This is a genomic window from Mycobacterium sp. 23 (assembly GCF_048287075.1).
In the GTDB taxonomy this organism is placed as follows: Bacteria; Actinomycetota; Actinomycetes; order Mycobacteriales; family Mycobacteriaceae; genus Mycobacterium; species Mycobacterium gordonae_B.
In genome coordinates, this window is record NZ_JBLVUX010000005.1 from 5,036,709 (window position 1) to 5,049,982 (window position 13,274).

Annotated in this window: 15 protein-coding genes; 7 read left to right on the plus strand and 8 right to left on the minus strand. The window is 64.8% G+C overall.

Features of this window, described 5'->3' with window-relative positions:
* Positions 1 to 45: 45 nt before the first annotated feature.
* From ACNQS7_RS24490 to ACNQS7_RS24515, 6 genes are read right to left on the minus strand one after another with little or no spacing between them, the layout of a single operon-like run.
* Positions 46 to 1,134, minus strand: a complete 1,089-nt coding sequence (locus ACNQS7_RS24490; protein WP_418014568.1) for an acyl-CoA dehydrogenase family protein — start codon at positions 1,132 to 1,134, stop codon at positions 46 to 48.
* Positions 1,131 to 1,553, minus strand: a complete 423-nt coding sequence (locus ACNQS7_RS24495; RefSeq protein WP_055580533.1) for a nuclear transport factor 2 family protein — start codon at positions 1,551 to 1,553, stop codon at positions 1,131 to 1,133. Before ACNQS7_RS24495 ends, ACNQS7_RS24490 begins: the two co-directional genes overlap by 4 nt.
* Positions 1,537 to 2,751, minus strand: coding sequence for a metal-dependent hydrolase family protein (locus ACNQS7_RS24500; RefSeq protein ID WP_418014569.1), 1,215 nt, complete (start codon positions 2,749 to 2,751; stop codon positions 1,537 to 1,539). The genes ACNQS7_RS24495 and ACNQS7_RS24500 overlap by 17 nt, the downstream gene beginning before the upstream one ends.
* A 3-nt stretch (positions 2,752 to 2,754) precedes the next feature.
* The gene (locus ACNQS7_RS24505) at positions 2,755 to 3,081 is read right to left on the minus strand and encodes a hypothetical protein (RefSeq protein ID WP_418014570.1); all 327 of its coding nucleotides are present in this window, start codon (positions 3,079 to 3,081) and stop codon (positions 2,755 to 2,757) included.
* Positions 3,062 to 4,357: an aromatic ring-hydroxylating oxygenase subunit alpha gene (locus ACNQS7_RS24510; protein ID WP_418014571.1), complete on the minus strand. Its 1,296-nt coding sequence runs from the start codon at positions 4,355 to 4,357 to the stop codon at positions 3,062 to 3,064. Before ACNQS7_RS24510 ends, ACNQS7_RS24505 begins: the two co-directional genes overlap by 20 nt.
* A gap of 2 nt (positions 4,358 to 4,359) precedes the next feature.
* Positions 4,360 to 4,896, minus strand: coding sequence for a carboxymuconolactone decarboxylase family protein (locus ACNQS7_RS24515; RefSeq protein ID WP_418014572.1), 537 nt, complete (start codon positions 4,894 to 4,896; stop codon positions 4,360 to 4,362).
* A 304-nt stretch (positions 4,897 to 5,200) separates the two neighbouring features.
* Here ACNQS7_RS24515 and ACNQS7_RS24520 point away from each other — a divergent pair, with 304 nt between their 5' ends.
* The 7 genes from ACNQS7_RS24520 (at position 5,201) to ACNQS7_RS24550 (ending at position 11,769) form a co-directional block, all read left to right on the plus strand.
* Entirely contained in the window at positions 5,201 to 6,499 is a 1,299-nt protein-coding gene (locus ACNQS7_RS24520; RefSeq protein WP_418014573.1) for an amidohydrolase family protein, read from the plus strand.
* Positions 6,500 to 6,588: 89 nt separating this feature from the next.
* Positions 6,589 to 7,755 (plus strand): acyl-CoA dehydrogenase family protein, encoded by a 1,167-nt coding sequence (locus tag ACNQS7_RS24525; protein WP_418014574.1) that lies wholly within the window; start codon positions 6,589 to 6,591, stop codon positions 7,753 to 7,755.
* A gap of 95 nt (positions 7,756 to 7,850) precedes the next feature.
* Positions 7,851 to 8,999: a thiolase family protein gene (locus ACNQS7_RS24530; RefSeq protein ID WP_418014575.1), complete on the plus strand. Its 1,149-nt coding sequence runs from the start codon at positions 7,851 to 7,853 to the stop codon at positions 8,997 to 8,999.
* A gap of 100 nt (positions 9,000 to 9,099) precedes the next feature.
* On the plus strand, positions 9,100 to 9,714 hold the full coding sequence (locus tag ACNQS7_RS24535; protein ID WP_310774014.1) for a TetR/AcrR family transcriptional regulator: 615 nt from the start codon (positions 9,100 to 9,102) through the stop codon (positions 9,712 to 9,714).
* The gene (locus ACNQS7_RS24540) at positions 9,711 to 10,214 is read left to right on the plus strand and encodes a hypothetical protein (RefSeq protein ID WP_418014576.1); all 504 of its coding nucleotides are present in this window, start codon (positions 9,711 to 9,713) and stop codon (positions 10,212 to 10,214) included. The genes ACNQS7_RS24535 and ACNQS7_RS24540 overlap by 4 nt, the downstream gene beginning before the upstream one ends.
* Positions 10,215 to 10,309: 95 nt before the next feature.
* Positions 10,310 to 11,584, plus strand: coding sequence for a cytochrome P450 (locus ACNQS7_RS24545; protein ID WP_418014577.1), 1,275 nt, complete (start codon positions 10,310 to 10,312; stop codon positions 11,582 to 11,584).
* Complete coding sequence (locus tag ACNQS7_RS24550; protein ID WP_418014578.1) at positions 11,581 to 11,769, plus strand: ferredoxin; 189 nt, start codon at positions 11,581 to 11,583, stop codon at positions 11,767 to 11,769. The genes ACNQS7_RS24545 and ACNQS7_RS24550 overlap by 4 nt, the downstream gene beginning before the upstream one ends.
* Positions 11,770 to 11,868: 99 nt before the next feature.
* Here ACNQS7_RS24550 and ACNQS7_RS24555 read toward each other — a convergent pair whose 3' ends face one another.
* Complete coding sequence (locus ACNQS7_RS24555; protein WP_418014579.1) at positions 11,869 to 12,057, minus strand: ferredoxin; 189 nt, start codon at positions 12,055 to 12,057, stop codon at positions 11,869 to 11,871.
* Positions 12,054 to 13,259 (minus strand): cytochrome P450, encoded by a 1,206-nt coding sequence (locus ACNQS7_RS24560; protein WP_310774002.1) that lies wholly within the window; start codon positions 13,257 to 13,259, stop codon positions 12,054 to 12,056. The genes ACNQS7_RS24555 and ACNQS7_RS24560 overlap by 4 nt, the downstream gene beginning before the upstream one ends.
* Positions 13,260 to 13,274: the final 15 nt, after the last annotated feature.

The window sequence follows — 13,274 nt, forward strand, 5'->3', positions numbered from 1 at the left end:
GCCGTACGTATGGATTCGGCCAGCAGCGCCAGCTCGGTGTCCACGTCACTCCTTCCCGAGGTCGAGCAGCCGACGGGCGATGATATTGCGCTGGATCTCGGCTGTCCCGCCGTAGATGGTCGCCGCGCGCGAGTAGAGGTACTCCGGCCGCCAGGCTGTGTCGTCCAATTCCAGCGTGCTGGGCAGCAGATCGCGGACCGTGTCGTAGAGCCGTTGTTCGGCACCGGCCAGCAGCACCTTGTCGATGGAGGTATCCGGTCCGAGCCGCGCCCCGCCGGCTAGCCGGTGCTGGGTGGCGCGAGAGCGGCAGCGTAGCGTATGCAGCGCGAGATAAGCTGCGCCCAAGGCGGATTCGTCCGCACTGGTCGCCTCGGCGACCAGTGCGTCGAACCTCGAGTACAGATAGGCGATTCGCTGCCAGAAACACGTCGACCGCTCGTAGGGCAACAAGTCCATCGCGAGTCGCCAGCCGTCTCCGGGCTTGCCGAGCATACGGCTGGACGGGATCACCACATCGTCGTAGTACACCTCGCAGAACTCGTCGACGCCGTGCATGGTGCGCAACGGGCGGACCGTGATGCCCGGCGTGTCCAGGTCGACGAAAAAAGCGGTGATGCCGTCATGGCCCGGCGAGGTACGGGTGAGCAGTACGCACCGGGTGGAGAACTGCGCGAAGCTGGTCCAGACCTTCTGTCCGTTGACAATCCAGTTGTCCCCGTCGGGGACCGCCCGGGTCGTCAAGGACGCCAGATCGCTGCCGGATCCCGGTTCGGAGAAACCCTGGCACCACTGCTCGCGGCCGCTGAGCAGCCGTGGCACCATCTCGGCGGCGAGTTCGGCTGGCGCGTAATCGATCATGGTGGGCGCCAGTACCTCCAGCATCGAGTAGGGGCCGGGTTCGGCCAGCCGGCGGCCCACCACCTCCTCGCCGACGATCGCGCGCAACAGCGCCGGCCCGCCCAGCCCGCCGACCGACTCCGGCCAGCCGTAACGCATCCAGTCCGCCTCGTACAGCGCCGCGCTGACCCGGGCGAACTGCCGCATGTGGCCCTGCAGCGAATGGTCGGGCCCCGGGGTCAGGTCATGCTCGTCGAGCCACGCGCACAACCCGGTCCGGAACTCGTCGACCTTCACGGCGTTGGGCGGCCCACCGCATGCGGCCGTCCGGAGTCATGCACGCCGCTGCGCCGGATGAAGGTCATGGCACGGGTCTTCAGTCGCCAGCCGTCAGCTGTGCGCAGGTACGTGTCGCGGTAGTAGCCGATGCGCATGTCATGCGCCGAGTGTTCGATGAAGCACAGCGGTTGGGTGCCGGTGGCCGTATCGCCGTCCAGATTTTCGACCAGCGAGGTGCCGGTCATGAACAGACCCTTGGGCGCTGCGGCGACCAGTTCCGGGAACCGGTCCAGCGTGTAGGTGTCGCCGAACGCGCTGTAGGTGCCGTCCGGTGTGAACACGCCGACCAGTCCCTCGATGTCGCCCTGGGTGATGGTGACGGCATACCGGGCGAGCAACTGCTGGATCTCTACCAGGTCGTCAGTTCTGCTTGGCATAAACCTTGCCGCCTTTCATGACGAAGCTCACGTTGCGGGTAACGGTGATGTCCTCCAACGGATTTCCGGGCACCGCGATGACGTCGGCAAGCATGCCTTCGGCCAGGCGCCCGAGCTCGGTCGAATTGATCAGCTCCGCGGCCGTCACGGTTGCCCCGCGCAACACGGCCAGCGGCGGCAATCCCCACTCCACCAGCGTGACGAGTTCGTCGGCGTTGCGGCCGTGCGGTATTGCCGGCGCGTCGGTGCCGACGGCGATCTTCACCCCGGCCTGGTACGCAGCCAGGATCGAGGTGCGCGACTTGGGGAACATCTCGGCGGCCTTGGCCTGAAGTTCGGGCGGCGCGTGCGAGACGTCCATGCCCTCGGCCAGCCGGCGGGTGCTCACCAGGAAAGTGCCGTTCTCAACCATCAGGGCAATGGCCTCGTCGTCGACCAGGAAACCGTGCTCGATGCAGTCGATGCCGGCCGCCACCGCGTGCTTGACCGCCTCGGCGCCGTGCGTGTGCGCGGCGACCCGCAGCCCCCGCCGGTGTGCCTCGTCGACGATGGCTCGCAACTCGTCGTCCGAATAGTGCTGGGCGCCAGGCGGTCCCGTCAGCGACATGACCCCGCCGGAGCAGCACACCTTGATCAGCTGGGCGCCGTGCTTGATCTGGTAGCGCACCGCGCGGCGGATCTCGTCGACGCCGTTGGCGATGCCCTCCTCGATCGTCAGGTCCAGCACGTGCGGGGCGAACGCCGCGAACATCGTCGGGTCCAGATGCCCGCCGGTAGGCGTAATGGCATGTCCGGCAGGCACAATGCGCGGACCGTCGATCCACCCCGCGTCGATCGCCTTGCCCAGCGCGACGTCGAGCAGGTAGCCGCCGGTCTTGACGAAGAGGCCCAGGTTGCGCACGGTGGTGAACCCGGCACGCAGGGTGCGCCGGGCATTGCCGACGGCGCGCAGCACCCGGGTCGGTGGGTCGTCCTGGACCTGGGACAGGCCCGGCTTCTCGCCCCGGCCGCCCATCAGCAGGTTGACCTCCATGTCCATCAACCCGGGCAACAGGATCTGGTCCCCGAGATCGATCAGGTCGCCCTCGGGCTCTCCTCCGACACCGGCGATGCGGTCGCCGTCGACCCGGATGATGCCCGGCGAGACGATCTCGCCGGCGTCGACATCGAGTAGCCCAGCTGCCTTGAGCGTCAACACGCTTCAGATCACCGGTTCCCTGATGCACTCCACCCACGCCGCGCCGCTGTCGGGAACCCGGGGCTGCTTCCACGCCTCGATCGGAAACGAGACCATCACCAGCGACTGCATCAGGTGCATGAGCGTGCGCGCGTCCTCGGGAAGATCGTCCAGCGGGTACTTGTCACAGTAGGCGATGACGTCGTTCAGGCGCGGGAAGGCGACGTCGTAGAACTCCTGCATCTGACCCATCGTGGAGGCCAGGCGCTTGGCGTAACGCTTGGGCTCCGTCGCGAGGTCCCAGTCCAGATACGGTTCCAGGTCGGCGAACTCAGACGGTAACTTTGCCATTGTTCTGGCTCTCCTTCGCGAAGTCGGCAACGTAGTTGCCGGTCACCTTGTGCAGATGGCGGAGCAGGATCTCCTGGTCGCACAACGGGAAGTCGTTGACCACCCGGGTGCCGATCATGGTCTGCGTCGCTTCCAGCGTGTTCGCGTCCTGCAACGCGTACTCCTTGAACGTCACCGCGGCCAGCTCATGAGCCAGGCGCTCCCGCGCATTTCGTGGCGGCACGAAGTACAGCGTGCATTCGAAGATGTGCTTGTCGACCGCGGTCGGCCAGTAGTGGTAGGTCAGGAACCAGCCGGGTTCCCAAATCAGCAGCATGAAGTTCGGGTAGAAGTGCCAGGAGTCGATGCCCCACTGCTTGACCTTCTTCGGATTCACACCCGGCGGCAGTGCGTCGAGGTTGGCAATGACTTCCGGCTTGTCCCAGGGACCGAACAGTCCGCTGCGCAGGACCTGGTCCATCGGCTTGACCATGCTCATGTCCACCGGCGGGGCCTGGCCTCCCCAGGTCGAGATCATTCCGTGCGGGCTGGCCAGCTCATAGTGCAGCGCCTCGAACCCGTATTTCATGATCTTGGCGGCTTCTTCCTTGGTGTACTGCCCCTGATGCAGCACCGGAGCGTGGTAGAACTCGGCGAACGCGTCGATGAACAGTTTCCAGTTACTGCCGACTTCGGCTCGGTAGGAATAGGTTTCGGTCATCTCGTGGAAGGGGTAGCCCTCGATGCCCTTGCCCATCGGGCCCAGATAGTCGACCAGCGGCTCGGCATCACGGTCGAAGTTGACGAAGATGAAGCCTTCCCACACCTCGCAGCGCACCGGCACCAGGCCGTAGTCGCCTTTGTCGAGGTCGAAGAACTCGTCCTCCTGTTGGACGTAGGTCAGGTCACCGTCCAGGCTGTACCGCCAGGCGTGGTACTTGCAAGTGAACTGACGGCAGGTGCCGGAGGTTTCCTCGTTGGGAAAGTCGTTCCACACCAACTTGTTTCCACGGTGCCGGCAGACGTTGTGGAAAGCCTTGACGGATCCGTCCTTGGTCTTGACGACGATCACCGACATCCCTTTGCCGGCCGAGGGCAGCTCCTTGGTGAAGTAGCTGCCGGTGCGCGGCAGTCTCTCGACTCGACCGACGTTGAGCCAGGTGCGCTTGAAGACCGCGTCGCGCTCGGCCTCGAAGAACGCGGGATCGATCGAGTCGCTGTAGTCGACGGGTGCGGTCCCCAGCTCGGGATAGTTCTGCGTCCAGCTTCCGGCGGCTGGTTTGGGGAAGTGGGCCACTGTTACCTCTCCTTAGGTTCGAGCTGAACGCCAAAAGTGTTGAGCGCCATGGCGAGCATGGCGTAGGAGCCGACGGTGAAGACGTAGTCCATGCGCTGGCGGTCGTCGAAGCGGGTGCCAAGCATGGCCCAGGTCTCGTCGGACAGTTGGGATTTCTCGTCGAGTTCGTCGACGCCGCTGATCACCGCCTGCTCGAATTCGTCGAACCCGCCGTCGCCCCGGCGGACCGCCGCGATCTCGGCGTCGGTGATGCCCTCGCGCTTGGCGAGGTCGACATGGTGAGTCCACTCGTAGGCGCACTCGCGACGGTGCGCGACCCGCAGGATGGCCAGCTCGCGGATGCGGGGCGGCAAGGTAGACGAAAACAAGAGGTGGACGTTGAACTTGAGGAACGCCTTGGTCAGGACCGGGTGGTTGACCAGGGTCGACAACACGTTGGAGGCGTCGCGCGGATTGCGGCGCTCCGGGGGCAGCATGACGGCCAGCGCGCCTTCGACAGCCTCGTCCCACTGGTCAGCGGGCAGCGGCGGTAAACGCATCGGCTGATCCCTCTCACGTGCGATCCTCTCACTCAGAGAGAATCGTATTCTCATTTACAACCAACAGACTTGCACGAATCAGTCGGTGGGTCAATCCTGGCGCGGAGGGCGGTCGGAGGGGGCCCGTCAGCGTTGCCGCAAAGGCGCCGTCGGCTGACCGGACGGCTATGCTGGATGTTGATTCTCGCTTCGCGAGAAGATAGTTTTCAACCTATAGAGAGCTCGGCGCAGGTGGGCTCTGCTCTGCGGCTTGAAGCCTGCTCAATACACCCGATCAGGTGGATCAGATGAGAAGGGAACACCCGTGAACAAAGAAGACATGATCCTGATCAGCGTGGACGACCACACCGTCGAGCCGCCGAACATGTTCAAGAACCACCTGCCGTCCAAGTACCTGGATGACGCGCCTCGTCTGGTGCACAACCCCGACGGCTCGGACATGTGGAAGTTCCGTGACACGGTCATCCCGAACGTGGCGCTCAACGCGGTGGCCGGCCGGCCCAAGGAGGAGTACGGGATCGAGCCCACCGGCCTGGACGAGATCCGGCCCGGCTGTTACAACGTCGACGAGCGCATCAAGGACATGAACGCCGGCGGGATCCTGGCCTCGATTTGCTTTCCTTCTTTCCCCGGTTTCGCCGGACGGCTGTTCGCCACTGAAGACCCGGAATTCTCGATAGCGTTGGTGCAGGCCTACAACGACTGGCACATCGAGGAATGGTGCGGTGCCTACCCCGCGCGGTTCATCCCGATGGCAATTCCGGTGATCTGGGACGCCGAGGCGTGCGCCGCCGAGGTGCGCCGGGTCGCCAAGAAGGGCGTACACGCGCTCACCTTCACCGAGAACCCGGCCGCGATGGGCTACCCCAGCTTCCACAACGAATACTGGAATCCGTTGTGGAAGGCGTTGTGCGACACCGACACCGTGATGAATGTGCACATCGGGTCCTCGGGCCGGCTGGCGATCACCGCGCCCGACGCCCCGATGGACGTGATGATCACGCTGCAGCCGATGAACATCGTGCAGGCGGCCGCCGACCTGCTGTGGTCTCGGCCCATCAAGGAGTACCCGGACCTCAAGGTCGCGCTGTCCGAGGGTGGCACCGGATGGATTCCCTACTTCCTGGAGCGTGCGGACCGTACCTATGAGATGCACTCGAGCTGGACGCACCAGGACTTCAAGGGCAAGCTGCCGAGCGAGGTCTTCCGCGACCACTTCCTGACCTGTTTCATCAGCGACAAGGTCGGCGTCGCGCTGCGCAACATGATCGGCATCGACAACATCTGCTGGGAGGCGGACTATCCGCACAGCGACTCGATGTGGCCGGGAGCGCCCGAAGAGTTGTGGGACGTGTTGTCGATCAACAACGTGCCCGACGACGAGATCAAGAAGATGACGTACGAGAACGCCATGCGCTGGTACTCGTTCGACCCGTTCTCGCACATCACACCGGAGCAGGCGACTGTCGGTGCGTTGCGCGCAGCGGCCGAGGGCCACGACGTGTCCATCAAGGCGGCGGGCCACGCAAAGGAGAGCCGCGGCGGCTCGTCGTTCGCCGACTTTGCGGCCAATGCGAAGTCGCTCTCCGGCAACACGGACTGACGTTCTACCGGCGAGCAGACGCGAACTCGCATTATCTGGACGCAGATCGTGCGAGTTTGCGGCTGCTCGCGCAAGGAAAGGTGCGGGCAATGGAGTTTGAGCTCACCGAGGATCAGGAGCTGATCCGCCGTTCGGTGGCCGAGTTGGCGGCCAGGTTCGACGACCAATACTGGATGGAAAAAGACCAGGCGCACGTGTTTCCCACCGAGTTCTACCGCGCCATCGCCGACGGCGGCTGGCTGGGCATGACCATCCCGACCGAATACGGCGGCCACGGCCTCGGCATCACCGAGGCCACGATCCTGCTCGAAGAGGTCGCCAAATCCGGCGGCGCGATGAACGCGGCGAGTGCGATCCACCTGTCGATCTTCGGCATGCAGCCGGTAGTGGTGCACGGCTCCGACGAACTCAAGCAACGCACCCTGCCGAGCGTTGCGACGGGGGAGACCCACGTGTGCTTCGGGGTGACCGAGCCCGGCGCCGGGCTGGACACCTCGCGCATCACCACATTCGCCAAGCGCAATGGCGACCACTACGTCGTCAACGGCCGAAAAGTGTGGATTTCCAAGGCAATGGAGTCCGACAAGATCCTGTTGCTCACTCGCACCCAGGCGTACGACGAGGTCGCCAAGAAGACCGACGGCATGACGCTGTTTCTCACCGATCTCGACCGCAGCCGGGTCGACATCCGGCCCATCAACAAGATGGGCCGCAACGCCGTCAGCTCCAACGAGCTGTTCATCGACAACCTCGAAGTCCCGGTCGAAGACCGAGTCGGCGAGGAGGGCAAGGGGTTCCAGTACATCCTCGACGGGCTGAACCCGGAGCGGATGCTGATCGCGGCCGAGGCGCTCGGTATCGGCAGGGTCGCACTGGACAAGGCCGTGAAGTACGCCAACGAACGCGAGGTCTTCGGCCGGCCGATCGGGATGAATCAGGGCATTCAGTTCCCGCTGGCGGATTCCCTGGCCCGTCTGGACGCCGCCGAGCTCATGCTGCGCAAGGCCACGTGGCTGTACGACAACGGCAAACCCTGTGGGCGCGAGGCGAATACCGCCAAATATCTGTGCGCCGACGCCGGATTCGCCGCCGCGGACCGGGCGCTGCAAACCCACGGCGGCATGGGCTACGCGGAGGAGTACCACGTCACGCGCTACTTCCGGGAGGCACGGCTGATGAAGATCGCCCCGATCAGCCAGGAGATGATCCTGAACTTCCTCGGCTCGCATGCGCTTAAGCTGCCAAGAAGCTACTGACGTAATTTGTAGCCATCGAACGTGAAGTGATGGCGAGTTTTTCGCCCTTTTTGCGCCGTGAGTGCACGTTCGGTGACTGAAAGGCGGAGTGAAGCATGCGCGAAACAGTCATCGTCGAGGCGGTGCGCACAGCGGTCGGCAAGCGCAACGGCGGGCTCGCGGGCGTGCACCCCGCCGACCTGTCGGCCGTCGTCCTCAACGAACTGATGGAACGCGCCGGCGTCAGCCCTGAGCTCGTCGACGACGTGGTCTGGGGCTGCGTCAGCCAGGTCGGCGATCAGTCCGCCAACATCGGCCGCTATGCCGTACTGGCGGCGGGCTGGCCGGAGACCATCCCCGGGACCACCGTCAACCGCGCCTGCGGATCCAGCCAACAGGCCCTCGACTTCGCGGTGCAGGCCGTCATGTCGGGTCAGCAGGACGTGGTGGTGGCCGGCGGCGTCGAAGTGATGAGTCGGGTGCCGCTCGGCGCGGCGCGGGCGACCGGCATGCCCTACGGCCCGAAAGTCCTTGCACGCTATGACGATTTCTCGTTCAACCAGGGAATCAGTGCGGAGCTGATCGCCAAGAAGTGGGGCCTGTCCCGCATCCGGCTCGACGAGTACTCCGCCCGGTCTCACGAACTGGCCGCCGCGGCTCAGGACAGCGGAGCCTTTACCGAGCAGATCGTTCCGGTGTTCTGCGATGACGGGTCGATAGTGCACGAGGACGAAGGCGTGCGCCGGGGGACGACGGCCGAGAAGCTCGCCGGACTGAAACCGGCTTTCGTCGAGGACGGCGTGATTCACGCCGGCAACTCCTCACAGATATCCGACGGCGCCGCCGCGCTGTTGGTGACGACGTCAGAACTCGCGCTGGAGATGGGTCTGACGCCGATCGTGCGTTACCGCGCCGGTGCGGTCGCCGGCGCCGACCCGGTGCTGATGCTGACCGGACCGATCCCGGCGACGGAGAAGGTGCTCGGGAAGTCCGGCGTTCGGCTCGACGAGGTGGGCGTGTTCGAGGTCAACGAGGCCTTCGCGCCCGTGCCGCTGGCCTGGCTCGCCGAGACCGGCGCGGACCCGGAGCGGCTCAATCCGCTGGGCGGCGCGATTGCGCTGGGTCATCCGCTGGGCGCCTCCGGCGCGGTGTTGATGACGCGAATGGTGCATCACATGCGCGCCAACGGAATTCGCTTCGGATTGCAGACCATGTGCGAAGGCGGCGGTACGGCCAACGCGACGCTGGTTGAGTTGATCGCCTGAAAGGCGGCACCTGAGGACCCCTTGTCACGTGCCGCAAACCAACCTACTGTGTATTCACTAGGTTGGTTCACACATCCGCGACGGTTCGACGAGGAATTAGGTGCCCGACGTACGTCCCTACGAGACGCTTCTCGCCAAAGGCGAAGACCGCAAACAGCGGATCCTCGAGGTGGCGCAGCGGTTGCTGTCGCGAAACGGCTGGCGCAGTACGACGCTCGCGCAGATCGCCCGCGAGGCGGGGGTGACCCCCGCGGGTCTGTTGCATCATTTCGAGTCCAAAGAGCAACTGCTGCACGCGGTGCTGGACGCGCGCGACCTCGACGACGACACGCACTCCGACCGCGGCGGTGATCTGCTGGGCGAGATCGCTCAGGTGGCCGACCGCTTCAGCCGGCAGCCCGAACTGCTCGGCACCTTCACGGTGCTGCTGGTGGAGAACATCGCACCGGACGCCCCGCTGCACGACCGCCTGGTGAACCGGCAACGGGCCGCTACCGAGATCGTCGCCGCCGGCATCCGCCGAGGCCAGGCCGCGGGCCGCTATCGCGCCGACATAGACCCCGCCGTCAAGGCAGTGGAGATTCTCGCCTTCATCCACGGAATGGAAATGACATGGCTACTCGATCCTTCGATACCCCTGGCCGAGGTGTTCAAGGAGTACGCGGAGACGCTGGCGCGCGACTTCTCTCCACCCACTCCGACGAGCGCGACATGAGATACCGGCTCGACGTCGTGGCGTCCAGCGTGGTCGACGTGGTGAGGTTCGCCGGCGGATGGCTCTTCGACCGGTCGATGGCGGGCTGGGATGTCACGGTCCTGCTCACTGACCACCCCGACGACCGTCCCCTGCACATCCTGGGCGCCAAGACTCTCGACCTGGAGTCGGTGCTGGCGTCGGTGGGGACCCATCCGCGTCCCCAGGCCCTGGCCGCCGCCGCTGACCTGCTGGGCTCGGACCCGCGGGTGCGGACCGGGGTGTTGCAGGCGCTCGACCACGGCGTCACCGAAGTCACGCTCTGGGGTACCACCTGGCCCGCTGAGCTGGATGACAGCGTGGGACGCGTCCAGCACCGGTTGAGCATGGCCGCCCAGACCTTCAAAGCGAAGGCGCTGGCCGCCGCGGCGGTGCCGGCCGGGTCGGTCGCAAACGTTGAGACGTTCCGCAGCGGATTGATGGCGTGCCGGTCGGTGGCCGCGGATCTGCTGCCGGCCTGATCACGCGACATTGCGGTACGGGACGTCCTGTGGAAATGTAATAATCGTATGTGAGAGGCGCATTCTCGCATGCGGAGATTCGAATGGAGCAAGACATGGCGGATGATGTCACCGAACTGGATTTCTTCCGCGACCGCCAGCTTGTCGAGGATCCCTACCCCTACTACGAGGCGCTGCGGCAACAGTGTCCGGTAACCCGGGAACCGCACCACGGCGTCACCATGGTGACGGGTTGGGAAGAAGCCTGCGCGGTGCTCAACGACGCCAAGACGTGGTCGTCGTGCACGTCGGTGACCGGTCCGTTCCCGGGATTCCCGGTGCCTCTGGAAGGCGACGACGTGACCGAACTGATCGAGCAGCACCGTGACGAGTTGCCCTTCAGCGACCAGCTGCCCACCCTCGACCCGCCCACCCACACCAATCACCGCTCCCTGTTGATGCGGCTGATCACCCCTAAGCGGCTCAAGGAGAACGAGGACGCCATGTGGGCGCTCGCCGATCAGGTGCTCGACGAGTTCCTGGCACCGGGTAAGGGTGAGTTCATCAGGGGATTCGCCGGTCCCTTCACGCTGCTGGTGATCGCCGACCTGCTGGGTGTGCCGATGGAGGATCGCGATTCCTTCGTCAAGGGCATCCGCCAGCACTCGGGTGGCGGCATCGGGGGCACCGGCAAGGAAGCACTCGCGCACAGTCCGCTGGAGTTCCTCTACGGCCTGTTCTCGGACTACGTTCGCGACCGCCGCAGCGAACCCCGCGACGACGTGCTGACCGGCCTGGCCACCGCGACCTACCCGGACGGCTCGATACCGGAGATCGAAGACGTCGCCCGCGTGGCCAGCAATGTCTTTTCCGCGGGGCAGGAGACCACCGTGCGGTTGCTGGGCGCGGCGTTGCAGATACTGGTGGAGCGTCCTGATATCCAGCAGCAACTGCGCCGGGACCGCAGCCTGATCCCCAACTTCATCGAGGAGGCGCTGCGGGTCGAGAGCCCGGTCAAGGGAGACTTCCGCTTGAACCGGGTTCCCGTCAGCGTCGGCGGGGTCGAACTGCCGGCCGGCACCACGGTGATGATCCTGCAGGCTGCCGCCAACCGCGACCCGCGCCGCTTCGACGACCCCGCCACCTTCGACCCGGCCCGTAAGAACGCACGTCAGCATCTGTCGTTCGGACGCGGGATTCACAGCTGCCCGGGAGCCCCGCTCGCGCGCGCCGAAACCAGGGTCGCCCTCGAGCGTCTGCTGGACAGGACGTCGGACATCAGGCTCGATGAGCGGGAGCACGGGCCGGCGAATGACCGCCGCTACCAATACGTTCCGACGTACATCCTGCGTGGCCTGACCGAGTTGCACCTGGAATTTGCGCCGGTATGAAAGTTTGGGTGGATGACGGGACGTGCCGCGGCCACGGCATGTGCCTGACGCTGTGCCCGGAAGTCTTCAGTCTCACCGACGACGGCTATGCCGAGGCGATATCTGGTCACGTTCCAACGGCATTCGAGGCGGCCACCCGCGAGGCCATCGAGTGCTGCCCGGAGCAGGCGATCAAAGAACGCTGACGGTTTCGCAGCCGGGCAGACCGTCGCCGAACGTAAACTGAGGGTGGGAATTTCGGCGTCTGGCCACCGTCAGTTACGCTCGGGGCGCAGCGTCTGCTGCTAGACGATGGATATCGCCTGGCGCGGGCACTGCCGCACCGCTTCGCGAACCAGTTCCTCGTTCTCGGGTGTGACCTCGGGCTGCAGGACGCTCAACATGTCGTCGTCACCGAGCAGGAACACATCGGGTGCGATGCCCATGCACACGGCATTGCTTTCGCACAGATCCCAGTCAACTTCGATTCTCATGGCAGCACCTTTACTGGAACGTTCTTCCATCCCGCGACATTCTGCATATGCACGCGGTTGCAATTCTCCCAGTCCACCTCATAACGCGGCATGAAGTCGAGCAGTTTCTCCAGCGCGATCACGCTCTCCATGCGGGCCAGCGCCGCGCCCAGGCAGCTGTGAATTCCGTAGCCGAAGCTGAGATTCAGCGCCTCATGCCGGTCCCGGTCGATATCGAACTCGTCGGGATTGGTCCAGGCGGCCGGGTCGCGGTTGGCCGCGGCGTTGATCAGGAACACCGGCTTCATCGCCGGGATCGTCACGCCATGCAGTTCGACGTCTTTCAGCGAGCAGCGCACTTGATACTGGGACGGCGCCTCATAGCGCAACAGTTCCTCGACCGCGGCGGGAATCTTGCTGCGGTCGTCGAGCAGCTTCTGCCACTGCTCGGGGAACCGCGCGAACACCACCGGCGCGTTGCCCACCAACTTGGTCACGGTCTCGGCGCCGGCTCCGCCCAGTAACGTTGCGAATCCGGCTATCTCGATGTCGTCGAGCTTGGTCATCTGGCCGTCTTCGCGCTCGATCTCGGCGTTGATCAGCTTGGTGAACAGGTCGTCCCGCGGCTCGGCACGACGTTGTTGCAGGAGCTCGTAATACAGCATCCAGGTCTCGATGTTTGCCTGCATGCCGCGTTCGCCGACCTCGACCTGTCCTGGCTCGCGGTGCAGGGACTCGTCGATCAGGTGGCGCACCCGCTGTGCATGCTCCTCGGGAACTCCCAGCATCGTGGTGATCACCTCGACCGGGAAGGGCCCCGAGAAGTCCTGCACCACATCGAATCGGTCCTTGTCGACCAGGCCGAGGTACTTGTCGATCTTCTCGCCGACCATCTCCCGCTGAGACTGGATGGCGCGCGGTGTGAAGACCTTGTTGAGCAGGCTGCGCATATGGCGGTGATCCGGCGGGTCCATGAAGATGATCGACTTCTGTTCCGGCGGCTTGCCAGTTCGCACCATCGACAGGTCGATACCGTAGGCCGAGGAGTAGGTCTGGAAGTTCTTCAGGCCGGCCGCGACGTCGGCGTGCCGGGTCAGCGCGTAGAAGTCGTACTCCTCGCTGTAATAGACCGGCGCCTCTTCCTGCATGCGCCGATACGTATCCCAGGCGCCGTTGAAGAAGTCTTCGGAGAACGGATCGAAGGTGACCTTCGATTTGGTCATATAACGCTCCTCGCT